The organism is Rheinheimera baltica (assembly GCF_030731985.1).
Classification (GTDB): domain Bacteria; phylum Pseudomonadota; class Gammaproteobacteria; order Enterobacterales; family Alteromonadaceae; genus Alishewanella; species Alishewanella baltica.
Window position 1 is genome coordinate 22615 of sequence record NZ_JAPJDY010000010.1, and the last position, 25958, is coordinate 48572.

Annotated in this window: 26 protein-coding genes; 15 read left to right on the forward strand and 11 right to left on the reverse strand. The window is 46.5% G+C overall.

Annotated elements, in window-relative coordinates; genetic code table 11:
• Window positions 1-8: 8 nt before the first annotated feature.
• The 3 genes from ORJ00_RS16060 to ORJ00_RS16070 form a co-directional block, all read right to left on the reverse strand.
• Entirely contained in the window at window positions 9-1265 is a 1257-nt protein-coding gene (locus tag ORJ00_RS16060; protein WP_306126845.1) for an efflux RND transporter periplasmic adaptor subunit, read from the reverse strand.
• Window positions 1266-1327: 62 nt separating this feature from the next.
• On the reverse strand, window positions 1328-1723 hold the full coding sequence (locus ORJ00_RS16065; RefSeq protein WP_306126844.1) for a hypothetical protein: 396 nt from the start codon (window positions 1721-1723) through the stop codon (window positions 1328-1330).
• A gap of 19 nt (window positions 1724-1742) precedes the next feature.
• Window positions 1743-2375, reverse strand: coding sequence for a 2OG-Fe(II) oxygenase (locus ORJ00_RS16070; protein WP_306126843.1), 633 nt, complete (start codon window positions 2373-2375; stop codon window positions 1743-1745).
• A 109-nt stretch (window positions 2376-2484) separates the two neighbouring features.
• Here ORJ00_RS16070 and ORJ00_RS16075 point away from each other — a divergent pair, with 109 nt between their 5' ends.
• Entirely contained in the window at window positions 2485-3108 is a 624-nt protein-coding gene (locus ORJ00_RS16075; protein WP_306126842.1) for a flavin reductase family protein, read from the forward strand.
• Window positions 3109-3155: 47 nt separating this feature from the next.
• Here the strand turns inward: ORJ00_RS16075 and ORJ00_RS16080 are convergent, their stop codons facing one another.
• Genes ORJ00_RS16080 through ORJ00_RS16090 form a run of 3 tightly spaced genes read right to left on the reverse strand, consistent with a single transcriptional unit; the run spans window position 3156 to window position 5222 of the window.
• Complete coding sequence (locus tag ORJ00_RS16080) at window positions 3156-4043, reverse strand: hypothetical protein (RefSeq protein ID WP_305976668.1); 888 nt, start codon at window positions 4041-4043, stop codon at window positions 3156-3158.
• Window positions 4040-4687 carry a hypothetical protein gene (locus ORJ00_RS16085; protein ID WP_305976667.1) on the reverse strand — a complete coding sequence of 216 codons (648 nt, stop codon included), beginning with the start codon at window positions 4685-4687 and terminating at the stop codon, window positions 4040-4042. The genes ORJ00_RS16080 and ORJ00_RS16085 overlap by 4 nt, the downstream gene beginning before the upstream one ends.
• Window positions 4662-5222, reverse strand: coding sequence for an RNA polymerase sigma factor (locus tag ORJ00_RS16090; protein ID WP_305976666.1), 561 nt, complete (start codon window positions 5220-5222; stop codon window positions 4662-4664). The genes ORJ00_RS16085 and ORJ00_RS16090 overlap by 26 nt, the downstream gene beginning before the upstream one ends.
• 137 nt (window positions 5223-5359) lie before the next feature.
• On the opposite strand from ORJ00_RS16090, the gene ORJ00_RS16095 reads away from it, so the two are divergent.
• Window positions 5360-5947 carry a DUF3833 domain-containing protein gene (locus tag ORJ00_RS16095; protein WP_051219937.1) on the forward strand — a complete coding sequence of 196 codons (588 nt, stop codon included), beginning with the start codon at window positions 5360-5362 and terminating at the stop codon, window positions 5945-5947.
• A 16-nt stretch (window positions 5948-5963) separates the two neighbouring features.
• Here ORJ00_RS16095 and ORJ00_RS16100 read toward each other — a convergent pair whose 3' ends face one another.
• Genes ORJ00_RS16100 through ORJ00_RS16110 form a run of 3 tightly spaced genes read right to left on the reverse strand, consistent with a single transcriptional unit; the run spans window position 5964 to window position 8509 of the window.
• The gene (locus tag ORJ00_RS16100; RefSeq protein WP_306126841.1) at window positions 5964-6554 is read right to left on the reverse strand and encodes a DUF4136 domain-containing protein; all 591 of its coding nucleotides are present in this window, start codon (window positions 6552-6554) and stop codon (window positions 5964-5966) included.
• Window positions 6555-6570: 16 nt separating this feature from the next.
• Entirely contained in the window at window positions 6571-8097 is a 1527-nt protein-coding gene (locus ORJ00_RS16105) for a response regulator (RefSeq protein ID WP_306126840.1), read from the reverse strand.
• A 22-nt stretch (window positions 8098-8119) separates the two neighbouring features.
• Window positions 8120-8509 carry a DUF2721 domain-containing protein gene (locus tag ORJ00_RS16110; protein ID WP_306126839.1) on the reverse strand — a complete coding sequence of 130 codons (390 nt, stop codon included), beginning with the start codon at window positions 8507-8509 and terminating at the stop codon, window positions 8120-8122.
• A 213-nt stretch (window positions 8510-8722) separates the two neighbouring features.
• Between ORJ00_RS16110 and ORJ00_RS16115 the strand changes: the two genes are divergently transcribed.
• The 3 genes from ORJ00_RS16115 to ORJ00_RS16125 are packed head-to-tail and all read left to right on the forward strand — an operon-like array spanning window position 8723 to window position 11043.
• Window positions 8723-10093 carry a coiled-coil domain-containing protein gene (locus ORJ00_RS16115; RefSeq protein ID WP_306140352.1) on the forward strand — a complete coding sequence of 457 codons (1371 nt, stop codon included), beginning with the start codon at window positions 8723-8725 and terminating at the stop codon, window positions 10091-10093.
• Between the two features lies 1 nt (window position 10094).
• On the forward strand, window positions 10095-10448 hold the full coding sequence (locus tag ORJ00_RS16120; RefSeq protein ID WP_027670216.1) for a putative signal transducing protein: 354 nt from the start codon (window positions 10095-10097) through the stop codon (window positions 10446-10448).
• Entirely contained in the window at window positions 10429-11043 is a 615-nt protein-coding gene (locus ORJ00_RS16125) for a YjaG family protein (RefSeq protein WP_027670217.1), read from the forward strand. Before ORJ00_RS16120 ends, ORJ00_RS16125 begins: the two co-directional genes overlap by 20 nt.
• Before the next feature lie 13 nt (window positions 11044-11056).
• On the opposite strand, the gene rsmD is transcribed toward ORJ00_RS16125, so the two are convergent.
• On the reverse strand, window positions 11057-11680 hold the full coding sequence (gene rsmD, locus ORJ00_RS16130) for a 16S rRNA (guanine(966)-N(2))-methyltransferase RsmD (RefSeq protein WP_306126837.1): 624 nt from the start codon (window positions 11678-11680) through the stop codon (window positions 11057-11059).
• 82 nt (window positions 11681-11762) lie between these two features.
• Between rsmD and ftsY the strand changes: the two genes are divergently transcribed.
• The 4 genes from ftsY (at window position 11763) to rpoH (ending at window position 15696) form a co-directional block, all read left to right on the forward strand.
• The gene (gene ftsY, locus ORJ00_RS16135; RefSeq protein ID WP_306126836.1) at window positions 11763-13052 is read left to right on the forward strand and encodes a signal recognition particle-docking protein FtsY; all 1290 of its coding nucleotides are present in this window, start codon (window positions 11763-11765) and stop codon (window positions 13050-13052) included.
• Window positions 13053-13054: 2 nt separating this feature from the next.
• Entirely contained in the window at window positions 13055-13741 is a 687-nt protein-coding gene (gene ftsE, locus ORJ00_RS16140) for a cell division ATP-binding protein FtsE (protein ID WP_306126835.1), read from the forward strand.
• On the forward strand, window positions 13738-14721 hold the full coding sequence (ftsX, locus tag ORJ00_RS16145; protein WP_027670221.1) for a permease-like cell division protein FtsX: 984 nt from the start codon (window positions 13738-13740) through the stop codon (window positions 14719-14721). The genes ftsE and ftsX overlap by 4 nt, the downstream gene beginning before the upstream one ends.
• 123 nt (window positions 14722-14844) lie before the next feature.
• A complete protein-coding gene (gene rpoH / locus ORJ00_RS16150; protein WP_027670222.1) occupies window positions 14845-15696 on the forward strand; it encodes an RNA polymerase sigma factor RpoH in 852 nt (283 codons plus the stop codon).
• A 66-nt stretch (window positions 15697-15762) separates the two neighbouring features.
• Here the strand turns inward: rpoH and metJ are convergent, their stop codons facing one another.
• The gene (gene metJ / locus ORJ00_RS16155) at window positions 15763-16098 is read right to left on the reverse strand and encodes a met regulon transcriptional regulator MetJ (protein ID WP_027670223.1); all 336 of its coding nucleotides are present in this window, start codon (window positions 16096-16098) and stop codon (window positions 15763-15765) included.
• Between the two features lie 181 nt (window positions 16099-16279).
• On the opposite strand from metJ, the gene metB reads away from it, so the two are divergent.
• The 6 genes from metB to argB all read left to right on the forward strand — a co-directional run bounded on the left by metB (window position 16280) and on the right by argB (window position 25945).
• Window positions 16280-17545: a cystathionine gamma-synthase gene (metB, locus tag ORJ00_RS16160; protein WP_306126834.1), complete on the forward strand. Its 1266-nt coding sequence runs from the start codon at window positions 16280-16282 to the stop codon at window positions 17543-17545.
• Window positions 17546-17551: 6 nt separating this feature from the next.
• A complete protein-coding gene (metL, locus tag ORJ00_RS16165; protein WP_306140353.1) occupies window positions 17552-19942 on the forward strand; it encodes a bifunctional aspartate kinase/homoserine dehydrogenase II in 2391 nt (796 codons plus the stop codon).
• Between the two features lie 16 nt (window positions 19943-19958).
• Window positions 19959-20858: a methylenetetrahydrofolate reductase gene (gene metF / locus ORJ00_RS16170; RefSeq protein WP_027670225.1), complete on the forward strand. Its 900-nt coding sequence runs from the start codon at window positions 19959-19961 to the stop codon at window positions 20856-20858.
• 142 nt (window positions 20859-21000) lie between these two features.
• The gene (locus ORJ00_RS16175; RefSeq protein ID WP_306140354.1) at window positions 21001-23994 is read left to right on the forward strand and encodes a ligand-binding sensor domain-containing diguanylate cyclase; all 2994 of its coding nucleotides are present in this window, start codon (window positions 21001-21003) and stop codon (window positions 23992-23994) included.
• A 147-nt stretch (window positions 23995-24141) separates the two neighbouring features.
• Window positions 24142-25182 carry an N-acetyl-gamma-glutamyl-phosphate reductase gene (argC, locus tag ORJ00_RS16180; RefSeq protein ID WP_370298086.1) on the forward strand — a complete coding sequence of 347 codons (1041 nt, stop codon included), beginning with the start codon at window positions 24142-24144 and terminating at the stop codon, window positions 25180-25182.
• On the forward strand, window positions 25175-25945 hold the full coding sequence (gene argB / locus ORJ00_RS16185) for an acetylglutamate kinase (RefSeq protein WP_306126831.1): 771 nt from the start codon (window positions 25175-25177) through the stop codon (window positions 25943-25945). Before argC ends, argB begins: the two co-directional genes overlap by 8 nt.
• The last annotated feature ends 13 nt before the right edge of the window (window positions 25946-25958 follow it).

Here is a 25958-nt window from a genome sequence, read left to right on the forward strand (position 1 = left end):
GCAGTTTCCTAATGCTGGTGGTCAGTGGCAACGGTGCCACTTAAAGGCAGTTGACTTAAACTGGCTTCGGCGTCGAGTAAAAACTGGCCAGAAATCACAACTTGCTCTTTGGCCTCCAGGCCTGACAGCACTTCAACAAAGCCTTGCGCGCTGGTGCCGGTTTTAATGTGCCTTACGCTAAATGTGTCACCCTGTTTGATAATGACTCTGCTTCGGTATGCTGACTCGCTGCTGCCACTCAGTAACACGGCGTCACGTGGCACGGTAAGGACATCGCGAAGTGCTCCACCATATAGCCGCACGGGTAACAACATATTCGGTTGCAGTAATTGTTGTGCGTTGTCTGTGGTCATGCGTACTTTGCTACTGCGGGTTTGGGGATCAAGGGCCGGATAAATAAAATCGACGGTTGTTTCAATGCCACTGATATGATGCGCCGGAATATCGATTTCTGCTGCCATCCCGGTTTTTAACCAACTTTGCTGTGCCTCTGGCACATCGGCAATTACCCAAACACGGTCCAAGCTGGTTATTTCAATCAAGGTGTCGCCTGGCTTGACATACATGCCGTCACGTACGTTCAACATAGTAACCACGCCGTCCTGATGCGCATACACCGTAATGTGATATTGGCTCTGCCGGCTTTCTTGCAGTTGGGCTATAGCATGATCTGTAAGCCCCAGCAGGCGCAGCCGTGTTTCTGCCCGTTGTAGTAAATTTGCACTGCGTGAGCCATTTTGTGTGCTAACTGACAACGCCTGTAAATAATCATCCTGAGCCACCAATAAATCTGGCGCATAAAAACTAAACAGCTTGTCGCCGGCTTTAACCCGTTGACCTAGTGTGCGCACATACAATTGTTCTATCCATCCTTCGGCACGAATGTGGCTGTGATGAATAGCATCTTCTGGGTAGCGTACCTGGGCAAAGGTTTCTATAAACCGCCACAGCGTACGTTTCTCGGCCGGGGCTGTGCGTATGGCTAAGGCTTGTTGCATGGCGCCGTTGACGTTAACTTCGGCGTTACCGGGGGGATTTTTCTCCACTAATGTCATGCCGCATATTGGACAGCTACCTGGTGTAGCTTGTTGAATATGTGGGTGCATAGGGCAGGCATAAATATGCCCTTTAGGTGATAAAACACGGTCTGACACGGCGGTATCAACAGCCGGAGTAACAGAGTGTGCATGGTCACTATGGTCTTGAGCAGACACAGTGAAAACAGGCTGCAATAGCAGCGAAACAACTAACAGTAATGCGCGCATAATATGTCCTGAAACAAAGAGAAATGGTTGTGGCTAAGCACAACGACATACACTTAACGGTATCAGGCGTTTATAGGTGGGGGAGGTTCGGCAGCGAATAGCCAGTTAGGCAAGCTAAAAGCCTGCATCACTATGCTATTGTTGGGACGAATATAGCGGAATAACTCCGTGCTAAGTAAGGCACTGGTCGCTGCGCAATGTTTTGCACAACAATCGCCTTTACAATGATGTTGTTCCATATCGCAGCAATCATGTTCTTGCGCCATTTCTTGCACTGCTTCTAACAGTAAGGGCGCGGTTTGCTCAGCACTGTGGCAGGGCATTTTTCCTGGGGTTGTATGTTGCTGCTGTGCCACTATAGTATCAGCTAATGTATAAGCATGGGCAGTTTGCACCGTTCCGGCGAAGCCAGAAAGTGCGAGGGTAAACAGTAGTAGGTAACTGAGTACGGTGCGCATGTTCGATATCATAAGCGTTTTATTGAGCGGGGTCTAGTTTGCCATTGATACTGGAATTTTGACGAAACCAGCCCGCAATACTATAGCGAGTATCCCCGGCCGGCAGCACCTCATGTGGAAAGCGTTCGCTTTCAAACAATAACAAACTGCCTGATGTGGGCGAAAACCGGTTTATCAGCTTGTCGTGTTCATCAAACAGGGCTAGCTCTCCGCCCGCAGTGACGGTGTTTAAATAGCTAACGGTGGTAAGTACCCGGTTTGACCTGCCCCGAAATGCATCAATATGCTTTTGGTAATAATCACCGTGCTGGTAACGGGCAAAATGGCATTCAAAATCGAACAGTCCGAGAAAACAGCGTCGGTTCAACTGTTGCTGTAACTGTGCCATTAATGCCAGATAGTGCTGTTGTGCAACGCTACGCCCATCAAACCATTGTGTCGCATCGCGGCGTATTTGTGTGTCTAGCTTATGTTCGCCCTGTCGTCCAATGCCTGCAGCTGTTAGCAATGATTGATGTTGAACTTCATGCAGCAGGGCAGAGTTGAGTTCTGCGGGTAAAAAATCAGGCAACCAAACCCAGCCCTGTTGATAAAACGCAGTAATAATGGCGTCAAATTGCGGTTCATTATTGGCTGGCATAGATGACGACATAACAGGCCCCGTTGATAATAGCGTTGCTATTGTCGCTGAAAAGCGTACGCCAACAAAGCAGATTTTGTTAAGCTTGCACTCTTCTGTTAATTCAAGCGTAAGGTGAGTCATGTCTGACAGCCGTTATTTTTATGAACCGGGCAAAGGCCATGGTCTACCACATGATCCTTTTAACGCGTTAGTGGCGCCACGGCCAATTGGCTGGATATCGTCACAAGACAACGATGGACGCTTAAATTTAGCGCCTTACAGTTTTTTCAACGCCTTTAATTACACGCCACCGATTATTGGTTTTGCCAGCACCAGCTACAAAGATACGATACGCAACATTGAGCAAACCGGTGAGTTTTGTTGGAATCTGGTGACTAAGCCTTTAGCTGAGGCGATGAACCAGACCAGTGCAGCGGTTGCTCCAGACGTTGATGAATTTGCCCTGGCGGGATTAACGGCAAAGGCGTCCAGCATAATAAAGGTGCCGCACGTGGCGCAAAGCCCGGTCACCTTTGAATGCAAACTGAGCCAGGTGCTGCAGTTAACTGCAGCCGATGGTAGTAAAATAACGACCTGGATGGTGTTTGGTGAAGTTGTGGGCGTGCATATTGCGCAGCATTTGCTGGTCGATGGTATTTATGACACGGCAGCGGCACAGCCTGTCCTGCGCGGTGGTGGCCCGGCTGATTACTTTGTGGCTGATGCCGCCACGCGGTTTCAGTTGTACCGGCCAAAAGGGTAAAGTATAACGACCCGCATTGCGGGTCGATTGTTGTGCTTCGTTGCGGTTTAAAACTGGTAACTTTGGGTTTTAACTAATAAATCTTTTGCTTTAATTTTGCCACTCATACACTGGTTAATATCCGCCTTTTTTACCACCCAGTAGTAACTGCCTCCGGCACCACGGCTATTAACTTGCAGGGTAACAAACTCGTTGTCTTGTATGTCGCGCAGGCTGGCACCGTAATCGCACAGCACCTGGCTGAACTTCTCGCCGACGGTCTTCACCATAGCGGCAGTTTGCTGCTGCTGTTCCGCTAAGTGTTTTGCCCGTTGCTCTTCCAGTTGTTTACGGCTGAGTCCGGCTTCTTTAACCACTTCGGCCAGTTTCTCCTGCAACACTTTAGTTTTTTGCTGCAGCATTTGTAGTGCCTGCTGTTGCTCTTTATCGAGTGTAGTGAGGCTTTTATTAAATTCGATGTCACGTTGCTCTCGCTCGACATTACGCAATTCGCGCTCTATCACACGCTGTTTTTCCGCGATGCGATAGGCTTGCCGGTGCTGATCATGCATCTGTTCGGCCATCTCTTCTGCCGCTTCAACTATTTGCTCCATCTCAGTGCTTTCAAATTCAAATTCACTGTCTGGTAGAGGAGGTATGGGTGGCATAGGTGCAGCGGGTGCCGTAGCAACGCTATTGCTACTAAAATGGAAAACGTGACGACTGCCGAGCATCGCGTTAGCCTGAAATAACAAACCCTGACCGCTGAGATAGCTGTACTGCAACGCCGACAATTGGCTGGCTTTATTGTCTTTAAATGTCGTGTGCAAAATGGTTTGCAGAATATCTGCATTTTTCTTTATAGCCGGACTAACATCGCTGGCGCTGGCCGGCAGTATGGCTAGGGCTGCGCTAAAGGCAACAGCATATGTTGGGATACGACGTAATGCTTTCATGGTTTTACCACTCCAGTGTTAGTTGGGCTCAGGTAGTAACTGTCGGTAGGGCGATAATTGGCCTGCACAGGTTGATAGTTTTCCTGCCAGTATTGCCAGTCAGACTGGCGCTGCTGATTCAGATACTCAACCAGCAGTAACATGTCGCTGCGTTGGTCATGCTTTAGTTCATTCTGTAAATAATCTTTTAACAGCACTAATTGCGTGCTGGTGTTTTGCTGCTGGAAATCCAGCTGTTGTAACAGCCATTGCTGTTGTTCATGCTGGTAAGCTGTTAGCGCAGTACTGACCGCGGCATTAACTTCTGCCTGGGAGTTTTGCCAGCTTAATGTCATGCTGCCATCTTTTAGCTGTAACTGCGCAGGTGACAAGCTAATTATCATGGCGACACAAGATAGTGTCAGGCTTACCTGTGGCCACCAACTTCGCTGCGGTTTAGGGCGTTGCCATTGCTTGGCAAATAACGCGCTGCTATCAAATTCCGGTACCACTTCAAAGCGTGGCGCAGCGGCGTCAGCACGCATCGCTTGAACGTTGAGCATTCTGTCCAGCCAAACCGGATCAAACTGAAGCTGCTGCTGACACTGTTGCTCGGTTAATTTACCTTCAAGCCAGTCTTCAAAAATTTGCTGATTGTTCGACATGGTCGCTCTCCAACTGCAGGCGCATTTTATCCAGCGCGGCGTAAAAACGTGATTTGACGGTATTACTGGAAATCGCCAGTTGAGTGGCAATTTCGTCAAAAGTAAATTGCTGATAAAACTTAAGTTCTAACACCAGGCGTTGCTCAATAGGCAGTTTGCGGAGCTGCTGCTGTACCTGCTGTTGCTGTTGTTGGTTTGCCAGCTGCTCAGGCATTTCTGCCGCCTCGGCTGGCATCTCTGCCAGAGCGTCATCACTGTCGGTATATTTACGCCGGCGCAGCATATCCATGGCGCGATAGTTTGCTATACCAAATAACCAACTTTTAAAGCTGCTATCACCGCGGTATTGCCCTAAATTACGGCACAGTACCATTAGCACGTCTTGCAATAGATCGCTGGCATCTTCTTGCGATCCAAGCAGGCGTAAACCAAAGTAAAACAGCGCGCTCTGATGGCGGTTTACCAGTTGCTGCCAGGCGTGCTGGTCGCCATTCAACGCTTTGGCAATTAAGCTCTCGTCACTGCGTTTAAACACGATATTGTTATTCTCTGTGATATTTGTTTATTAAGTCGTAGTAACCTGGAAATAAGTTTGGTGTTTTCTGATTTATTTTATTTTTTTCTGAGCTAGCCGCTGCCCATGGGCGTAGTTCTGCCTAACACGGAGGATTTATGGTTAAGAAATATATAGCTGGAGCGGCCTTAGCTTTTGCGATGACGGGCTGTAGCCAGTCAGTTTCAGAGTATAGTAGCGAGACACCTAAGTTAGCGTTAAATCAGTTTTTCCAGGGAGAAAGTTTAGCCTGGGGGGTGCTGCATGACTGGCAGGGGAAGCAAACCGTGCGTTTTACTGCTGAATTGTGTGGGAGTTGGCAGGGAAATCGTGGCGATCTATACGAATTGTTTAGTTTTAGCGATGGCCGTATTGAACAGCGGCATTGGCAGCTACAACAAAATGCAGATGGCAGTATTAAGGGAACTGCAGGTGATGTAGTTGGCGAGGCAACTGGCCAGTTGGCGGGCAATACCTTGTATTGGGAATACGTGCTGCGAATTCCTTATGACGGTGATACGTTGGATGTGACGGTAAAAGACTGGTTGTATTTAGTTGATAACCAAAACCTGATTAACCGTAGCACCTTACACAAGTATGGTTTAACCGTTGGTGAGCTGACGTTATCGATTCAACAGCAAAATAAAACTGCTGACTGTGCGCCATTACAGGAAAAAATACGCATGCTGGCGCAAAACGCCCCTTAACGGGGCATTATGCAGGCTATTCTGTAAGCTGTTTGCGGGTGGGGTATTGCTGAAAAATTAAGCCTATAACATCAGCAATGGCCTGTTTAGGGTTTTCCAAATCAGATTTTTTCAGCGTGCCTTCCGATATACCTTCCCAGACAAGTTGCTTTTTAGCTGCATCAACAACGTCTATATTCACCGTGCCATACTTGTAATGCACAGTATCCACGTCATTGGTGTACAGTGGGAAGCCGGTGTAAAAACCGCGGCGGTAATTATAATAATTATAGTTGAAGGTCGCTGTTGGCACGGAGCGAACATCTGTGCGGCTCTCAACGTTAGAATTAAAGTTAATCATTAAGTCAGCATTAGTTTCGCTGTATTGGTAACCTAAGGCACGCATTTCTGCACTAATCGCATCTTTAAAATGTTGCGTGACCAACGTAGCGTAACCCGCTTTGTCCGTTGCCGGTTCTGCCATGAAGTTAAAGGTTTTATAGTCAGTGAAATTAATGTTATCAGCAGCATCTGTTCGCACCTTTGGGCCGCTTGCACAGCCACTGATAAACAATGTTGCTGCCGCAATGCTGGCAATGAACAACTGTTTAATGTTTTTGCGTAGCATACACTTCTTCCTATGCTTAATCTGGATAGGCGTCACGAATTACGAGGAACGCATCCAGGTTGTTTAACAAGATATCCGCTAAAGTTGGGTCAAAGTGTTGACCCCGTTCGTTACGAATAAGTTCGATTATTTCCTCTAGTGGCCAGGCTTTTTTGTAGCAGCGGTCACTGCCTAAAGCGTCGAAAACATCCGCCAGGGCAGTTATACGCCCTGCAATATGGATATTATGTCCACTTAACCCCTGCGGATAGCCTTTGCCATTCCATTTTTCATGATGTTGGTGGGCTATAATAGCCCCCATTTGTAATATCTCATTAGTAGAATGTTGTAAAATCTGGTAACCCAGATACGCATGCTGCTGCATAATGGCCCACTCATCTGCATCATGTTTACCTGGCTTGTTTAAAATATGATCCGGAATGGCAATTTTGCCTAAGTCGTGCAGGGGTGATGACAACTTGATCTTCTCGGCTTCGTATTCAGATAAACCACATTTAATCGCCAGTAAATAGCTATAGTTAGCAACCCGCTTTACATGACTACCGGTTTCTTTTGAACGTTTCTCTACTGCTTCACCCAGAATATATGACAGCTCTCGCTGACTTTCGCGCATTAGCTCGCGCAAGCGAATATTTTCATAGGCAATAGCAATATTGTGCGAGAAATAGTTAAGTAGCTGATGATCTGCTTGCTCTAGTTTACTGCCTTTACTGACGTATAAAAAATTTTCATTGCCATTGTGGGTGGTAAAATAGCCGATAAAACAGTCGTCAGCGTAATATGATTGCTTGTTTATTTGTACCTGGCTAATTTTTTCAACAACGTCAGCAGGCAATTCATTGCTCTTCGATGGCGTGCTGCTGGCGATAACGTCAAGCAGTAAAGGTGTCTGCGGAGTACTGTTGATAGCGGCGCAGCAGTATATCTGCTCGCGCTCAAGTCCGAGCAAAAATGCCACCTGTGACAGAATTAACGAGGCGAACTCGCGTAACGATGTGCAGCGTAAAAAGCTGGTGGTGCAACCAATAATCTTTTCTAAGCCAATTTTGTGTTGTTCAATAAAACAAATATCGCGATAGGACCGTAAACCGGCATAAAGCAGCGTTTTAAGTTTAATGGCGGTGACTTCGGTTTTGTTTTTATAATCGTTGATATCATAGTCACGAATCACATGCTCTTCGGGGGCTTCACCCGGCTGGCCAGTGCGTAAAATAAGCCGCATTCGTTGATTTTTTAATTGTTCCCGAATGAATTTAATGAGCTCGAGGCCAGCATGCTGGGTTTCCATAACAACATCTATTATTGCCAGTGCGATGTCGGGGTGTTGCTGTATAAGTTGTTGTGCCTCATTAGCACTAAACGCATGTAATAGTTGTAACGGGCGCTGTTCAAACTCAAAGTTGTTGAGCACCAGTGTGGTTATTTCATGAATGCTTTTGTCATCATCAACGATTAACACCTGCCAAGGCATAGCGTTATTGACAATAACTTCCGTCTCAGCATGTTGCGGCTCATCATTAAACAAAAACACATCGTTACTCATAGTGTTGTCCGCTTCTTAGCGCCTAACCGTTCTGCAATGATTCAAGTTCTATATTTATGGCATCACAGGATATTTGGATCTCATATAAAGAATAGAGCAGGCTGATTAATAAGCTAATCAGGCTTACAACGAATAACAGTTGACCAGCAACTTGCCATAACATAAACAGACAAAACATCGCGGCAGTACACAGTACGAAACTTAGTACACCAAAGGCCTGCATGGTTTTAATGAGGGCGATACGTTTACGCAAATTAGATATTTGCCGCTTGGCTAAATGCCTTACACTGTCGCCTTCTCTTTGATTTAATTCACGAATTAACTGTGCCAGCACCAAGAAACGGTTGGTGTATGCCAGCAATAACAGGGATATTGCCGGGAACAGCAGTGCTGGTGTTGTCAGGTCCATCATGGTTAAGTTCCTGTAATGAAAAAATTAACGTTGAACAGCTAAAAGTGGTAATAGCGTTAGCTATCGCTGATAACTCATATTACACTAAGTCATGGCATAGTATGCTACGGCCTGAATTACTGCTAAGGTAGGGACGTTGGTGTACTAATGTGATTAAGGCGTGGCAGGTGCAAAACAGGTGCAACTGCTGCCGGAGTAAAGTGAGAGCCGATAATGAATGCAGTGAAAAAAAACAATAATAAAATCGAGCAGCAAGTTATTGCCGAACTGACCCAGACGGCCCAACAGCAGTTGGAAGCCAGTTTGGTAGATTTTTCCAGTCAGTTGTTAAATTTGCAGCAGCAACAATTACAGCAGTTTGCCTCTTCTGTAGTGGCTGATAGCCAAAAACAATGGCAGCAGCGTTTGATTGAGCAAGAACAGGCCTACCAAAAACTGTTTAAAGATTGGCAGCAAACAAAGCAACAGCTCGATTTAGCGGTGCCCGTTGCCAGTACTGATAATCAAGAGTTATCAAGGCTACGTCAGCAGCATAAAATCGTCACTGAAGAACTTGATAGCGCAAATGATAAGCTTGCGCAAGCGGTGCAGCAGCAGACTGAACATAAAAAACAGTACGCTGAACAAACGCAAAAACTTGAACAATTACAGCAGCAAATTGATCAGTTGCAAGATGCCGCAGGTAGTGGCAGTTTGGAAACTGAAGGTAAACTACAACAGTCGCAACAACAGTTGGAACTGTCTCAGCAAGAACTCGAGCAGTCTCAGCAAGAGATAAGCCAATTACAACAACACATTAGTGAATTAAAGCAGCAATTAGCTACAGCACAAGCAGACGCTGAACAAGCTAAAGCGGCAGTGCACGAAATGAAGCTGATTGTTCAGCAAAGCAAAACAGAATTAAAGCTTGCGACTGAGCAGCAACAAAAACAAGTGCAACAAACCAATGAATTGCATTTCAAACATCAGCAGCAATTAGATGCTTTGCAACAGCAACTGGCTGAGCAAGCCGCTGCTTTCTCGGCAGAGCAACAACGCTTTAGCGAAGTAGAAGCTGCACAAGAAGAAAAATTGCAAGTTATTGCCCAGTTGCAGCAGGAAGTGCATAACGGCAAGAACACTGTTGAATTACAACAGCAAAAAATTGAACAGCAGCAAACTGAGTTGGTCAGTGCAGCACAGCAAACACAAGAATGGCAGCAACAGCTTACGGAATCGCAACAGCAATTGGCTGAGACTCAGCAGCAACTGCACACAATACAAGATGAAACCGGTGACTTAGGCTCCGAACTGACAAAGTTGCAGGCAGATTACGTTAATTTGACCGAGCAATATCAAATTAGCCAAGGTAAGCTGCAAAAATTAGAGGCTCAGCTAGAGCACTCTCAAAATCGTCAGTTTGCAGCTGAACAGAAACAGCAGCAAGAAGCAGATAGTAGCCGTGAACTTATACGCACCCTTCGTACTGAGCTTCAAACCCAAAACGAAGCACATGACTTGCAAGTGCAGAGCATGGAAGAGCGTATTATGGAGTTTAAACTTAAGTTTGAATATGCGCAGAAGCAGTTGAAGGTTACAAGCTAAATTGGAGCTGTTGCACCCGACTGACGTTACACAATGGCAGCGGGTGTATAAAGCTGCAAATAGTTTTGAAGCTGGTTTAGTTCAGGGCTTGCTGCAGCAGTCGGCAATATTGGTAACGATTAGTGGTGAATATCTCGCTGGTGCTGCCGGCGAGTTGCCGCTAAATGATATTGGCGTACAACTTTGGGTTCCACAGCAGCAATTTCCTGTCGCGCAGCGTATAATCACGCAGTATTTACAACAACTTCAGCATGAACCAGCGCAATGGCAGTGTGACTGCGGCGAGGTAAATTATCAGAGTTTTGATCTCTGCTGGTCATGTCTTCAGGACAAAGATGAAACAAAAAGCCAATAACTTTCAAAGTATGCGCGAGCTAAGTTTTTATCAGCAAGGCGCTATTGCAGCTGCATTGTTGGAGCGCATGCTCCCGAATTATCAGCTGTTTGCTGAGGTGACCCAAACTGGTGATGCAGCATTGCCGCGACATATATTAACCTTAGTGTGGGAATGGCTAACCGTTAAAAAAGCTAAAATTAACTTCGAGAAGCTTTCTGACGAACTTGACGCTATTACGCCTGAAATCAATAATTTTGACATCTTTGGTGTTTACCCTGCCGTAGACTGTGCAACGGCGCTGGATATGATGCTAAGCGGTATTGCACAACAAGACAGCGGCGAGTTTATTAATGTCGCTAAAATTTCTCAGGCTACTGTTGCCCGATTGATTGAGCATGACAGCATCGATGATGACATTACAACTGAAGCCGAGCTTAAAAAAATTGTCCGTGAACATCCGCTAATGCAATACGAAATGGACTGCTTAGCGGAACTGATTGATTTAGTGACTCCGCTTAAACAGTTCGGTCGTGATGAACGTCAGCTGCTACAAAACTGGGTAAAAGAACAAGGGCTGACCAATCTGGGTATGGAAATTGACCCCACAGAGTAAGTCTTTTGAGGTATTAACCGCGCTGATATAAACGGTAAGCCAGTTGGCCGGCAATTTTTTCTTTTAACAGACGCCAATTTGCTGGTATGTCAGTAATAGCTAATTCTTTTTCTGTTTCCAGATAGATTAGTGCTTCAGTTGTTAACCATTGATTGCTTTCTAGCAGCTTGCAACATGAAATTGCCAGATTTTTGCGAAATGGCGGGTCAATAAAGACGATGCTGTATTGTTGTGTTGCCGTGCCAGACAATACAGACAAGCAATCTTGATTAACGACATTGGCATTGTCACAACTGAGTTTTTGTAAGTTTTGCTCTAGGTGGCGCGCCAGCTTACTGTCGCGTTCAATAAGGCTGGCCTTACTGGCATGCCTTGATAAGGCTTCTATGGCAAGACTGCCACTGCCGGCAAAACAATCAAGCACTGTAGCACCATCGATATTATGCATAAGCCAATTAAACAGCGTTTCTTTCACTCTGTCTGTGGTGGGTCGCAAGCCGTCTGCGTTGAGTACCGCCAGTTTTCTACCGCGCCATTTACCGCTGATCACTCTTACTTCACCCGGCGCACCACTAACGGCTGGCGGGAGTTTTCGATCATTCGATCGATTTTTAGGGGGGCTTTTTACCTGTTTCATCTAATCCGTTTTGCCTTTAACGCAAAGGTGTTAGTATATCTGCCAAGTTTACCTTAGTTTTTATCTGCATACACTTACGCTTATGAGCAAAAAAAATAAACTGTTCTCTTGGTTGGGTTTTGGTAAAGATACTGACCCAGTTGATACTGCGATACCCGATACGAAAAAATCGAGTGTTGAACACGTTGAGCCAGCACAGGTTGATCCTGAATCTGTTGAAGCAGCGCAACCCGAGTTTAAGCCTGCTGAGCTACCAGAGCCAACACCAGAGCCTGATACAAAATCTGAGGCTGAACCGGCTTGTTTAGCAGATAGTGACGAGCCCGCAGATGAGCCGTCATTTAATACGGTTGATGATGCAGCTGCGTTTAAGCCAGTAACCACCAAGCAAGAATCGCCTCCTATAGAGGCTTTGGTACAACACAGTTCTGCAGAAATGCCGGTTAAGAAAGTCGGTTTTTTTGCACGCTTAAAGCAAGGATTGGCAAAAACAAGTCAGAACCTGGGGGCAGGTTTAGCTGGGTTGTTTAGCGGCCGAAAAATCGATGAGGAGCTGTATGAAGAGTTGGAAACTCAATTGTTATTGGCTGATGTGGGTGTTGATACCACACAACAGCTAATCCGGCAGTTAGAGCAGCATGCCGATCGTAAGGCTTTGAAAGATTCAGCTTTGTTGTTTGATAAGTTACAGCAAGATATGGCGACCTTATTGCAAGATGTTGAAAAGCCGTTGCAACCGGTTAATGCTAACGGGCCTTTTGTCATTTTAATGGTCGGTGTTAATGGCGTGGGTAAAACTACCACTATAGGTAAGATGGCGCAGCAGTTTAAACAGCAAGGCAAAACCGTTATGTTAGCCGCAGGTGACACCTTCCGTGCTGCTGCCGTTGAACAATTACAGGTATGGGGTGAACGCAATCAAATTCCAGTCATTGCACAACATACTGGAGCAGACAGTGCCTCTGTTATTTTTGATGCCTACCAGGCAGCAAAAGCGCGTAAAGCCGATGTACTTATTGCCGACACGGCAGGACGTTTACAAAACAAAACGCATTTAATGGAAGAGTTGAAGAAAATTGTGCGGGTGTTGCAAAAAATTGATGCTACGGCGCCGCATGAAGTGATGCTAACACTGGATGCGGGAACTGGCCAAAATGCCATTAACCAAGCAAAAGTGTTTAATGACGCAGTGCCATTGACGGGGATCAGCCTGACGAAGTTGGATGGTACCGCCAAAGGCGGGGTGATTTTTGCCATCGCTAATCAATTCAAATTGCCATTACGATACATTGGTGTAGGTGAAGGCATAGACGATTTGCGTGTGTTTAATAGCAAGGATTTTATTCGCGCGTTGTTTAGCAAGGAAGAATAGGCATGCTTGAGTTTGATCAGGTCAGTAAAAGTTACCCTGGTGGTTTTGTCGCATTAGATCGGGTTAGCTTTAAACTGGAAAAAGGAGAAATGGCGTTTCTTACCGGACACTCCGGAGCAGGTAAAAGTACGCTGTTAAAACTGATTAGTCTGATTGAACGCCCCAGTGTAGGTCGTGTTCTTATTAATGATGTTGATTTGAGCCGTATTCGTCGACCGCATATACCCTTCGTGCGACGTGATATTGGCATAATCTTCCAAAACCATCGTCTACTCATGAATCATACGGTATTTGATAATGTGGCTCTGCCTTTGGTAATCGAAGGTTTTAGCGGTAAAGATATGGTTAAACGGGTGCATGCAGCACTGGATAAAGTAGGCCTGTTGGATAAGGTACGATGCCTGCCTTATACCTTGTCTGGCGGTGAACAGCAGCGGGTAGGTATAGCACGTGCTGTGGTAAATAAACCACCGCTGTTATTAGCCGATGAGCCTACGGGTAATCTTGACCCTGATTTGTCCAAAGATATTATGCGTGTGTTTGAAGCGTTTAATCAGGTTGGCGTGTCAGTGTTGGTCGCTACGCACGATCTGGGCTTAGTGGCCCGGAAAAAATACCGCACGCTTACTTTGAAGCAGGGAAGAATGATTAATGATGGCCTGCTGCATTTAAATGAGGCGCCGTTATGAGTATCTTATTTTCTGGCCGGGTTAGTAGTGGTGCGTCGGCGCATAAAGTGGGTATCGCGCGTCGCTTTATCATGTTTTGGGTTAATCATGTTCGCCAGGCGTTGTTTAGTTTGGGTGAATTATGGCGAACACCGTCAGCCTCAATACTGACTATTGGTGTACTGGGTGTCAGTTTAACATTACCGGCGACCCTGCATTTGTTAGTAAAAAATGTGCAGCAAATCAGCGACAGCTTCACACAGGCAGCTGAAATAAGCTTGTTTATCCGAGAGGGGACTAATGCTACTCAAATTAGTAGCCTGCAAAAAATTCTTCAGGCGGATAATGATATTGCCCAGGTTACCCATATTAGCCGGGAGCAAGCGCTGTCTGAGTTTGCTCAGGTAAGTGGTTTTGGTGCTGCACTAAATTATTTAACCGATAATCCGTTGCCTGATGTGTTGTTGGTTTTACCCAAAAATACCCACGCTGACAGCGCCCGTCAGTTGCTTGCCAGATTATCAAAGGAACGCATAGTCGAATTTGGCAAGTTAGACATAGACTGGTTAACACGGCTTGACGCTATAGTCAGTTTATTGCGCCAGGCGGTATTGGTCATTGCCGTGTTGTTGCTCGGTGCGGTGTTGTTGATTATTGGTAACACCATTCGTTTGTCTATTATGAATAAAAAAGACGAAATTGAAGTGATGAAATTGGTTGGTGCAACGGATGCATTTATTCAAACACCTTTTCTGTACAGTGGTATTTGGTATGGCGTATTTGGAGGTTTGCTGGCTTTTTTAATTGTTGAAGCCATGCTGTGGTGGTTGCAAGGAGCGATTGTTAGTGTCACGTCATTGTATGAAAGCGAGTTTCATTTAATGGCGTTGAGTGTCACTGAATTCTTTAGTTTGATGCTGCTGGCTATGCTACTTGGCCTTAGTGGTTCCTATTTGTCGGTACGTCGTCATATTAGTGGCATCGAACCTACCGGTCCTTAATAGCAATTAATTATTACACCTGATTTTTTAGAATAAGCAGATCTATAACTTAGGAAACTAAAATTAGCACTCTCTGTCAAAGAGTGCTAATATCGACACAATTAGTTAAGACAGGATATAGAAATGAGCGATACAGCAGAAATGATCTCATTACCGGTAGCGGCCAGCAGTAGTCTGGAAGCTTATACTCATGCTGTCAGTTCCATTGCCATGCTTAGCGCAGATGAAGAGCGAAGTCTGGCTGAACGTTTACACCAGAATGGTGATTTAGAAGCTGCCCGGCAGTTGATTATGTCGCACTTGCGTTTTGTAGTGCACATTGCCCGCAGTTATTCCGGTTATGGTTTACCTGTTAGCGATTTAATCCAGGAAGGCAATATCGGCCTGATGAAAGCGGTAAAACGTTTTGATCCAAACGTAGGTGTTCGCTTAGTCTCATTTGCGGTGCATTGGATTAAAGCCGAGATCCATGAATATGTATTAAAAAACTGGCGTATTGTAAAAATTGCGACCACTAAAGCTCAGCGCAAGTTGTTTTTTAATCTGCGTAAAGCCAAAAAACACTTAGGCTGGTTTAATCAGGATGAAGTGAAAAATGTGGCAGAGTCATTAGGTGTTGCTGAGCATGAAGTACGTGAAATGGAAGCGCGTATGAGCAATTATGACATGCCATTTGACGCACCTGATGAGGACGATGAAGCGGCTTATACAGCGCCAGTTTACTACTTGGAAGACAAGGCCTCAGACTTGGCGCATCGCGTTGAGGAAGACCAGTGGGATAATGCGGCAGTTGACCGCTTACAAGCCGCGATGCGCACCTTGGACGACCGTAGTCAGGATATTATCCGCGCCCGTTGGTTAGACAACAACAAACTGACTTTACAAGAATTGGCAGATCGTTATTCAGTGTCTGCTGAGCGGGTACGTCAGTTAGAAAAAAATGCCATGAAAAAATTACAGTCGGCGATGAGTTAACGCTGGCTTAGTTTATAAGAATAATAAAAAACCGCCGAAAGGCGGTTTTTTATTACCAAAACAAACTTACTCTTCGTCGCTGTCTGCTTCGATGATCACCGGAATTGGTTTGCCCATACTGGTTAAGATCTGCCGAACCTCTGTTGGGATTTGATGCGGATTATCTTTACGCAAATCTTCATCAGCAGGCAGTGGCTGGCCGGTAAACGCATGCAGAAACGCTTCACATAGCAACTCACTGTTGGTGGCGTGTCGTAAATTATTGACCTGACGGCGTGTGCGTTCGTCTGTCAGTACTTTTAATACGTTTAGCGGAATAGATACGGTGATCTTTTTCACGAGTTCTGATTTTTTACCGTGTTCCGCGTACGGGTGAATATATTCCCCATTCCACTTAGCCATATGGTTACCTTGTATTAGTCATTATGTTGTGTTGCTCGCGCAAGTGGCGAAATTCTATCTTGTTATGCCGCTCAGTCAAATAGTGTGCAACAAATAATCATTATAGACGGCTAAATGGTTTGACATCTGAATTTCTATCACTATAATTTTAGACGTCTAAACATCTAAATGGGGTTTCATTATGTCAAAGCGTCATGCCGCGACGATCGCTGCGCGGGCAGGTATCGCTAAAGATCCTGCTTTTTCTGCAGTGACACCGCCACTGTATTTAACCTCAACCTATGAATTAACCGCGTTTAAACAACCTGGAGAGTATGATTATTCGCGCTCAAATAATCCCACCCGTGACTTGTTGGCTGAAACCTTAGCTGAGCTAGAGGGCGGTGCCAAAGCGATAGTTACCAGTACGGGGATGTCAGCGTGTTTACTGGCGTTACAGTTATTAACGCCGGACGATACCTTAGTTATCCCTCATGATTGCTACGGCGGCAGTTACCGGCTGTTTACCAATTTAGCGCAGCGTAAAAAAGCGTTTAAGTTATTGGTGGTGAATTTTCAACAAGTGGGCTGGCAATCTCAGATCAGTGCTGTTAAGCCAAAAATGATTTGGTTGGAAACACCTTCCAACCCACTATTACAAATTACCGATGTGCGAGCGGTTTGTTCATTGGCAAGCAGTCTGCAAGCGTTAGTCGTGGTTGATAACACTTTCTTATCGCCGGTATTGCAACAGCCGCTGGCATTGGGAGCTGACATTGTCGTGCACTCGACGACTAAATATATTAATGGGCATAGTGACATTGTTGGCGGTGTGCTGGTGTGTAAAACGCAGCAATTAGGCGATGAATTAAAATGGTGGGCCAATTGTTTGGGGGTTACAGGCGCACCGTTTGACAGTTATATGACTTTGCGTGGCTTGCGCACGTTGGAGCCGCGGATCCGGTTGCAGCAAGACAACACCGCGCGGGTAGTCGAGTTTCTTACTAAACAACCTTTGGTTGCAAAAACATATTATCCCGGATTAGCTGACCATCCGGGTCATGCTATTGCGGCGGCACAACAAACTGGCTTTGGTGCAATGTGCAGTTTCGATCTAGCCGCCGATGCGGCACTGTTACCGGTGTTTTTCTCGGCGCTGAACATTTTTACCTTGGCACAGTCCTTAGGTGGTATTGAAAGTCTGATATGTCACCCCGGCTCAATGACGCATGCATCCATGGATGCTGAGGCACAGAAAACGGCGGGTATTGGACCCACATTGATTAGATTGTCGGTGGGAATAGAAAACGTCAATGACTTAATAACCGATCTGCAACAGGCGTTCAACGCGGTTAGTCAGGCAATCGCTCAGGGGGGGGATCAGCAAAATACCAGCCGCTCACAGCAGAAGAACGAACAACATCAGCAGCAGTTTCGGTTGAATCCGGCACTGGGCGCTTTTTGGTAAAGTATTATGCAATTGCAACCCACTCAAAAACAGCGCCAGCTGGCACAGGTTCATAAGTTTGGCGGAAGTAGTTTGGCTACGGCTGAACGCTTTGTTGCCGTCGCAGACATTATTACTCAGCAAGATCAGACACAGCCAATCTGGGTGGTCGTGTCGGCTCCTGGTGATACCACTGATGCGCTACTTCACATTATTGCCAACGCTGAGCAGCCTGCAGCATGCAATAGCGCCGTTATGGCATTACAACAACAGCTTACGGCGTTAGTGAGTAACACTTTGGGGCCTGCAGCTGCGCAGCAGGTGTTGACGCAGTTACAACACTGGGTAGCAGAGATACCTGACGCGCTGGCGCAGCATAAATTTAATGATGTATTGGCTATTGGTGAACGTTTATCAGCATTGCTTTTAAGTGAAGTGTTGAGGCAGCGTGCATTTTCGGCTCTAGCTATTGATGCCCGTGAATTTTTGCGAATCAAGCACTATCAGCCTGATTGGCCTACATCAGCTGAATTACTGACTGAACTTACTCAAGCTGCAGCTATTTACGTTGTAACTGGCTATATTGCGCGTGATGATAACGGCCATAGTATTACACTTGGCCGTAATGGCAGCGATTATTCAGCTACATTACTTGGTGCCTTAGTTAATGCCGCCACAGTAACCATTTGGACAGATGTAAAAGCCATTTACAGTGCCGACCCGCGTAAAGTTAAACGCGCTGTGCCTTATCAGCATGTTAGCTGGTCGCAGGCGTGTCAGTTGGCCCAGCTGGGTAATCCAGTGTTGCATGCGCGTACATTGTCCCCGTTAACTAACACGAACACGGCCCTTGTCGTGCGCAGTAGTTATGAACCGCAGTATGCAGGTTGCCGTGTGATGCAACAGGATGCGTCTCAGCAGGGTTTTTTAACCGAGCTGTCAGACGTTACATTGTTGACATTACATCAGGAGGCCGCTGTCACTGCAGCTGAGCTGGCGTTGGATTTACAACAGCCGGTTGTTGCTTTACCACAACAGGGTGAAAACGTCAGTTGGTTACTGCCGACAGTGTGTGCAGAGCGTGCATTGACCTACCTGGATGAATTAAACATTAACGCCGTATGGGATACCCAGCGTTACTATGCCTTGGCGTTTCTAAAACCCTACAGTCATTTCAGCGTAAACGTTGTTGAACCGCTATTACAATGGCAGGGAGTGTTGCACCGCTACGAAAATGCCCAACAGGTGATTTGGCTGTTAGCTGAACCTTTAGCTGCCGACGTATTAGAGGACGTGCATCATCGGTTGTTGCAAGCCAGGCCTGTGCTTAAAGTGATTGTTGCTGGTACGGGAAATGTCGGTGCAGAATTTCTTGCGATGTTAAGCGCTCAGCAACAACGTTTAGCCACCGTTGTACAGTTGGAATTGGTGGCAGTGCTGAATTCCCGACAGGCCGTGCTTGAACACAATATTGACATCGGCAACTGGTCTGATGCTCTGGCCAAAGGTAGTCGTTGGGACCATAAAATCTTGACGACGTACCTTAATGCATTACCCGGCGCTAAGGTATTAATTGATATTACACCTAGCCGCAGCTTTGCCACATTGTACCCAACGATGATTGCTGCAGGTTGCGACATTGTTAGTGCGAATAAACAGGGCGTTACGTTGCCGGGCGCTGAATATCAGCTTATCCGTCAGGCATTGGCAATGCATCAGCGACAATGGCTCAGTAATACCACCTGTGGTGCTGGCATACCGGTACAACGTACGTTACATGAGCTGTTGGACGCAGGCGACGAGATAATTGAAATCAGCGGCATATTTTCCGGCACCTTGTCTTGGTTGTTATGTCAGTTTGATGGCAGCACACGCTTTTCCGATTTCGTGTTGCAGGCACAAGCTGGAGGACTGACCGAACCAGATCCGCGAGATGACTTATCGGGGACTGACGTGCAGCGCAAGTTATTGGTACTGGCGCGCGAGTTGGGCCTGGCGCTTGAACTGGATGACATTGTGTTACAACCATTACTTCCTCAGGGGTTAGAGCAGGGTAGCTGGCAAGATTTTTGGTCACATCGCACGCAATTGGATGACGCAATGGCGCAGCAATATAGACAAGCAAAACAAGACGGTAAAGTGTTGCGCTATGTGGCAAGTTTGGCATTGCACAATGGTAAAGCTGTGGCAAAGGTGGCATTGGAACACGTGTGCACTGCGCACGCATTGGCTGCCATCGCACCTTGTGACAATGTATTTGTAATTCGTTCAAAGTGGTACAGCGATAATCCGCTAGTTTTGAAAGGACCCGGTGCGGGTCGTGTGGTGACGGCAGGCGGCTTACACGCTGATCTGGCCGTATTGATTAAGCAGTTGGTCGCGAAGGCATCGTTGCCTGCTGCAACAGCACTGACGTAACAGAAAGAGAATTACTATGGCATTCGCAAATGCACAATATTTAGACGCAATTAATCGCAATCTGCAGGATGTAGAGGGTAAAGTTAACGTCAGTTTTGAGTTCTTTCCACCGAAAACCGCTCAGATGGAGCAAACATTATGGCAATCGATTGAGCGGCTCGCACCATTGGCGCCGTCTTTCGTGTCGGTTACCTACGGCGCTAATTCAGGAGAGCGTGACCGCACGCATGACATCATCAAGTCAATTAAACAACGCACTGGGTTAATTGCTGCACCACATTTGACCTGTGTCGATGCCGCAAAAGAAGACTTAATCGCTATTGCAAAAGATTATTGGCAAAGCGGTATCCGGCATATCGTTGCACTGCGCGGCGATTTACCACCCGGGAGTCAGGAAAAACCCGATTTATATGCAGCGGACTTGGTAGAGATACTGCGTTCTGTTGCTGACTTCGATATTTCGGTCGCAGCCTATCCTGAGGTTCACCCTGAAGCGCCCAATGCCCAGTTTGATCTGCTTAATTTGAAACGAAAAGTAGATGCCGGTGCATCACGAGCCATAACCCAGTTTTTCTTTGATATTGAAAAGTTTCTGCGCTATCGCGATCGTTGTGCTGCGATAGGGATAGACGTTGACATCATTCCTGGTATTTTACCGGTCACCAACTTCCAGCAATTGCAGAAGTTCGCCGGTTTAACCAACGTCGCAGTACCGCAGTGGATGCACAAAGCCTATGCCGGGCTTGAAAATGACGCAACAACCCGCAATTTGGTTGGGGCAAACATCGCGATGGAGATGGTGAAAGTGTTAAGCAGAGAAGGTGTCGACCATTTTCACTTTTATACGCTAAACCGCAGTGAACTGAGTTATGCCATTTGTCACTTACTCGGGGTTCGTCCACAGGTGTCTACTTAGTCCCACAATGTTATCAGCCCGCTCATTGCCAGATTTTTGGGCGATAATTGACAGCTGAGCGGGTTGGCGCAGCGCATTATTTCGGGTAATCTGAGCAGTATTATTGCTTTAGCAATTGCTTAATCATCAGGGACGCGTTGCATTGTTTGAAGTATTGGATCGCAATTGTTTGTTTCAACAGTTACGCTTGTTACCAGATAAAAAACTGGTATTTGGCGTGTTGTTGGCCTGCCTGCTGTTCAACTGTAATGCTAGCACCTCCGCTACACCATTAAGTCATTATTTCCAAGAAAGTTGGACTACCAGAGATGGCTTACCCCACAACACCGTAAACAGTATTAGCCAAAGTGCCGATGGGTATTTGTGGCTGGCGACATGGGAGGGGGCAGCTCGTTTTAATGGCCGGGTATTCGAAGTTTTCGGCAGGGGTGCAACAACCGGTTTACCTGACTCCGGCATTCGAACTTTAGCTAAGGATTCGCAGGGAAATATAGTTCTCGCGGGTGCCAGAGGCGGTATTAGCAAGCAAACTGTCGACGGCTGGCACAATTGGCCAGCCTTTAGTGCGCTGATAAACGCTGTGGTAATTGAAGACGATGATGCGACTTTATGGTTAGCCAGCGAAGGCCAGGGATTATTTCAGCAACGGCCTGATGGCAGCCGCAAGCAATTTACCACCGAGCAAGGTCTGGGTAGTGATGTGGTACACAGTTTATTAAAAGATAAAACGGGTCGGCTGTGGATTGGTACCGGACGAGGTTTAGCCTGGTTAAAGCCTGACAAAGCCCCGTTGAAGATCCATAACGTTGAAGGCTTACCCGCTGTACCCGTATTTGCATTACGTCAATACGGCAATGATGTACTTATTGGTACTGAGCGTGGTTTGTTTATTTTTAGCCACGGAAAAGCACAGCTGTTATCTGCAGATTTAGCTAATTTGCCAGTGTCTGCAATTCTGGTACAAGACAAACACATTTGGATTGGTTCTACTGACCGTGGTTTATTGCGCTTTAGTGAGCGAGGTGTGGAAACATTAAGCATGGCCGGTGGCTTGCCAAACAATCGCATCTTATCGTTGTACCTGGATAGGGAGAAAAGTCTTTGGGTCGGGACTAACGGAGGGCTATTTCGCCTGCGCGACGCTCCTTTTGTCACTTATACCGCAGAAAGTGGTTTGGCGGGTGATTATGTTCGTGCGGTGTTGGCGCATTCTGACGGTTCTGTATGGGTTGGCACTAGCCAAGGCTTGAGCCAAGGCAGTGAAACTGGATTTGAGACCATCAACTTAGCGCCCGCCAGTAGTGGGCAATCCATATTAAGTTTGGCTGAAGACAAAGATGGTGCGGTATGGGTGGGAACTTATACCGATGGTGCACTGCGCTACCATAACGGAGTGATAACAGATAAATACGATAGAGCAACGGGCCTGTTGGCAAATGAGGTCAGAGCCATTTTACCCGATAACAAAGAGGGTATTTGGATAGGCACTGGCCAGGGATTAAATTTTATCGGCCCTGATGGAATACGTAGTTTCGGCAAAGCTGAAGGCTTACCCACTCCCTTTGTTATGGCGCTTTACCAACACCACGATGGCAGATTATTTATTGGTACAGGCGGTGGTGTTGCCATTATGCAAACTGAAGGCAGCATGACGGCCTTGGATTTTTCCAACTTGGATGGTGCAGAGTATGCGTTTGGTTTTGTTGCATCACCCGAAGACGATATTTTGTGGATGACAACAGATCGTGGACTGGTTGCATATGATTTGCAAAGCGGACAAACGCAAATAATAGGGCGTAAAGCTGGCTTACCGTTTGATAAAGTGTTTCAAACCGTGGTGGATAACGACCACAATCTGTGGCTAAGCAGTAATAGAGGTATCTTGCGGTTAGAGCGGACGCAAGTCATGCAGTTTCTTGCTGGCACGCGTGATACGGTTGACTATGAGCTATTTGGTGAAAGCGACGGCATGCAAAGTGCGCAGGCTAATGGCGGGTCGATGCAGGCAGCCACGATGGCTGCTGATGGCAGTGTGTTATTTGCGACATCAAAAGGGCTGAGTATCGTAAAACCTGCTGATTTAAAACGCTTTTCTATTAATACCCCGCATGTGGTGATTGAGGGACTGCATGTTGATGGCGCGGCAACCGCCCTACAACAAGGGCTGCACTTGCCCGCGGGTACTGAACGATTGGAGCTCCAGTTTGCCGGGTTGGGCTATATTATGCCGCAGCGTATGCAGTACAGTACTCAACTTATTGGTTTTGATACTGACTGGGTAACACGAGGCAATAATGCCACGGCTGAGTATACGAATTTGCCCCCCGGTGAATATGATTTTTTAGTGCGGGCAGCATATCCACGCGGTGACTGGAGTGAAAATGTGGCGAGTTTCCGCTTTGTTATCTCACCGTATTATTGGCAGCGTCCTGGTTTTTGGTTAACTTTTATTGTTGTGACATTGTTATTAGCGGGTTTCACGTTACGTTGGCGTTTAACTGTGTTGCATCGACGGGAGCAAGAACTGCTAAGACAAGTTGCGGAGAAAACGCTTGAGCTGCAACAACAGACTGATTATCTGCGCGCAATAGACAAAGAACGCTCAACACTGTTGGATCAAATAAAATCTCAGGCGCAAGAGTTTGAACTGCAAGCGCGTAGAGATGCGTTAACCGGATTGGCAAATCGCAGAGCATTTGATGAGTCGTTAGGGCGTGAATGTGCCAGAGCAAGACGAACAAAGATGCCGCTATGTTTAGTGCTACTGGATATTGATCACTTTAAACGGGTTAACGATACGTTTAGCCACAGTGTTGGAGACGAAATACTAAAAATGGTTGCGGACGTTATCCTTCGTCATTGTCGTGAAGCTGACACTGTCGCTCGTTGGGGGGGAGAAGAGTTTGCCCTTTTACTGCCTGATACTTCACTCAAAGCTGCAGTAGATATTTGTGAGCGTATTCGCCATGCGGTCATGGAAATTGACTGTTCTGCATTTTCCGAAGATTTGCATATTACTGCGAGTATGGGTATTGCCAGTTTTGCTGATGAAGAGCAGCATGAGAAATTACTGTCACGTTCAGATTCTGCATTATATCGAGCCAAGCAAGGCGGTCGTAACAGGGTAGCGTCGTAGATTTAGCCAACCATGATATACTTGCTTTTTGTATATAAATTCACAAAAATAGAATAATAATTCTTGAAAGTGCATGGCGGCCGTTCTACACTAGCGGCTGTTTCGTGCTATACCTATACGTTATTTTATTGTCGAGAGTCGTTTCTAATGTTATCAACTGACAAATCTACTTCTTTGGTACGCAGTATCGTTTTGGGTGCGGCCGGTTACAGCGGTGCCGAGCTGGCCGTCATTTTAGCGCGTAACCCCTATTTCGAACTTTGTGGCGCTTATGCATCTGCCGGGCGCAATGCGGAGCCATTTTCTGCTTTGTATCCACGCTACCAGCAACAGTTAGATATTCTGGTGCAGCCTTGGCAAGATGCTTTAGCTAAGACGCTACAGGGCAAAGTCGATGTGGCATTTTTAGCCTTGCCGCACGAAGCCAGTGAAGCCGTTACGCCTGTGCTTTTAGCTCAGGGCATTGATGTAGTGGATTTATCCGGCGCGTTTCGTTTAAAAAATCCAGAGCTTTATCCACAGTACTACGGTTATGAGCATCAACATCCTGATTTGCTGCAAGAGGCGGTATATTCTTTGATGGAGTGGCAAACTACGCCATTACCACGGCTTATTTCAGTACCTGGTTGCTATCCAACGGCGTGTTCGTTGGCGTTGTTGCCACTGATTAAAGTGGGTTTAGTGGCCGAAAACTGTATTCCTGTTATCAATGCGACTAGTGGCGTATCCGGTGCTGGCCGTAAAGCCGCGCTTAATACGTCTTTTTGCGAAGTCGGTTTAAATGCATATGGTTTTTTTAAACACCGTCATCGCCCCGAAATTGAACAAAATTTAGGCCGCAAGGTGGTGTTTACTCCTCATTTAGGTAACTTTAAGCGCGGCATATTGGCAACGAGTGTGGTCACGCTAACAGCGGGAACTTCTGCCGATGCAATAAAGTCGGCTTTTTATCAAGCTTATGCTAATAAACCACTCGTGCGTTTAGTGTCTCATTCACCCAATGTGGCTGATATTGCTGGTACGCCGTTTTGTGATATTTACTGGCAGCAAGATGGTGATCAACTGGTTGTGGTGTCAGCGATTGATAATCTACTTAAAGGTGCTGCCGCACAAGCTATGCAGGCAGCAAATGTAAGATTTGGCAAACCGGAAACAGCGGGTTTGTTTGGAGGCGCCGCGCATGAATAATACGCCTTTGGTATTAAAAATGGGTGGACGCCTGTTACAAGACGACAAAGCGTTAGATGCCTTATTGGCGGTGTGTGCTGAATTAAAGCAGCAATATCCGCTTGTGCTAGTGCACGGTGGCGGTGATCAAGTTGATCAGTGGTTGGCTAAGTTTGGCTTTCACACCGAAAAACTGGACGGCCAACGTATTTCACCTGCCGAGCAGATGCCGGTAATTGCGGGTGCGTTAGCGGGTGCCGTTAATGCACATATGGTTGGCCGGGCATCTTTGCAAGGCTTAAACCCTGTTGGCTTAACATTATCGGCCGGAAACAGTTGTCGTTTTGAGTTAAACACGGCTTTGGGTTCAGTTGGCGTAGCGAAACCCAAAGATGCCGCTTTACTGCAAAGTTTGCTATCAGGCGGTTTTACACCTGTATTTTGTTCTATTGGCCATGGTGAGCAAGCTCAGTTACTCAATGTCAATGCGGATTTGGCTGCGGCTGCTATTTGTCAGCTGGTGCAAGGCCAGTTGGTATTGCTGACTGATGTCCCCGGTATTTTGGACGGCGAAGGCAAATTAATTGCTGAGCTCAACAGTGCACAAGCACAGCAACTGGTAGAGCAAGGTGTGATTAAAGCTGGCATGAAAGTAAAGCTCGATGCCGCGCTAGATACCGCGCAGGCACTGCGACGAAGTATCACCGTTGCAGGTTGGCAACACCCGGAAGATTTATTAAATTTGATGCGACAGCAAGCAGTAGGTACGCGCATCGTCTGTTAGTCCCTTGAACAAG

What these genes read in the sequence shown, in the direction of transcription:
- ORJ00_RS16060 (WP_306126845.1), bottom strand. Translation starts at nt 1,265, where the DNA reads ATGCGCGCATTACTGTTAGTTGTTTCGCTGCTATTGCAGCCTGTTTTC.
- ORJ00_RS16065 (WP_306126844.1), bottom strand. Translation starts at nt 1,723, where the DNA reads ATGCGCACCGTACTCAGTTACCTACTACTGTTTACCCTCGCACTTTCT.
- ORJ00_RS16070 (WP_306126843.1), bottom strand. Translation starts at nt 2,375, where the DNA reads ATGTCGTCATCTATGCCAGCCAATAATGAACCGCAATTTGACGCCATT.
- ORJ00_RS16075 (WP_306126842.1), top strand. Translation starts at nt 2,485, where the DNA reads ATGTCTGACAGCCGTTATTTTTATGAACCGGGCAAAGGCCATGGTCTA.
- ORJ00_RS16080 (WP_305976668.1), bottom strand. Translation starts at nt 4,043, where the DNA reads ATGAAAGCATTACGTCGTATCCCAACATATGCTGTTGCCTTTAGCGCA.
- ORJ00_RS16085 (WP_305976667.1), bottom strand. Translation starts at nt 4,687, where the DNA reads ATGTCGAACAATCAGCAAATTTTTGAAGACTGGCTTGAAGGTAAATTA.
- ORJ00_RS16095 (WP_051219937.1), top strand. Translation starts at nt 5,360, where the DNA reads ATGGTTAAGAAATATATAGCTGGAGCGGCCTTAGCTTTTGCGATGACG.
- ORJ00_RS16100 (WP_306126841.1), bottom strand. Translation starts at nt 6,554, where the DNA reads ATGCTACGCAAAAACATTAAACAGTTGTTCATTGCCAGCATTGCGGCA.
- ORJ00_RS16105 (WP_306126840.1), bottom strand. Translation starts at nt 8,097, where the DNA reads ATGAGTAACGATGTGTTTTTGTTTAATGATGAGCCGCAACATGCTGAG.
- ORJ00_RS16110 (WP_306126839.1), bottom strand. Translation starts at nt 8,509, where the DNA reads ATGATGGACCTGACAACACCAGCACTGCTGTTCCCGGCAATATCCCTG.
- ORJ00_RS16115 (WP_306140352.1), top strand. Translation starts at nt 8,723, where the DNA reads ATGAATGCAGTGAAAAAAAACAATAATAAAATCGAGCAGCAAGTTATT.
- ORJ00_RS16125 (WP_027670217.1), top strand. Translation starts at nt 10,429, where the DNA reads ATGAAACAAAAAGCCAATAACTTTCAAAGTATGCGCGAGCTAAGTTTT.
- rsmD (WP_306126837.1), bottom strand. Translation starts at nt 11,680, where the DNA reads ATGAAACAGGTAAAAAGCCCCCCTAAAAATCGATCGAATGATCGAAAA.
- ftsY (WP_306126836.1), top strand. Translation starts at nt 11,763, where the DNA reads ATGAGCAAAAAAAATAAACTGTTCTCTTGGTTGGGTTTTGGTAAAGAT.
- ftsE (WP_306126835.1), top strand. Translation starts at nt 13,055, where the DNA reads ATGCTTGAGTTTGATCAGGTCAGTAAAAGTTACCCTGGTGGTTTTGTC.
- ftsX (WP_027670221.1), top strand. Translation starts at nt 13,738, where the DNA reads ATGAGTATCTTATTTTCTGGCCGGGTTAGTAGTGGTGCGTCGGCGCAT.
- rpoH (WP_027670222.1), top strand. Translation starts at nt 14,845, where the DNA reads ATGAGCGATACAGCAGAAATGATCTCATTACCGGTAGCGGCCAGCAGT.
- metJ (WP_027670223.1), bottom strand. Translation starts at nt 16,098, where the DNA reads ATGGCTAAGTGGAATGGGGAATATATTCACCCGTACGCGGAACACGGT.
- metB (WP_306126834.1), top strand. Translation starts at nt 16,280, where the DNA reads ATGTCAAAGCGTCATGCCGCGACGATCGCTGCGCGGGCAGGTATCGCT.
- metL (WP_306140353.1), top strand. Translation starts at nt 17,552, where the DNA reads ATGCAATTGCAACCCACTCAAAAACAGCGCCAGCTGGCACAGGTTCAT.
- metF (WP_027670225.1), top strand. Translation starts at nt 19,959, where the DNA reads ATGGCATTCGCAAATGCACAATATTTAGACGCAATTAATCGCAATCTG.
- argC (WP_370298086.1), top strand. Translation starts at nt 24,142, where the DNA reads ATGTTATCAACTGACAAATCTACTTCTTTGGTACGCAGTATCGTTTTG.
- argB (WP_306126831.1), top strand. Translation starts at nt 25,175, where the DNA reads ATGAATAATACGCCTTTGGTATTAAAAATGGGTGGACGCCTGTTACAA.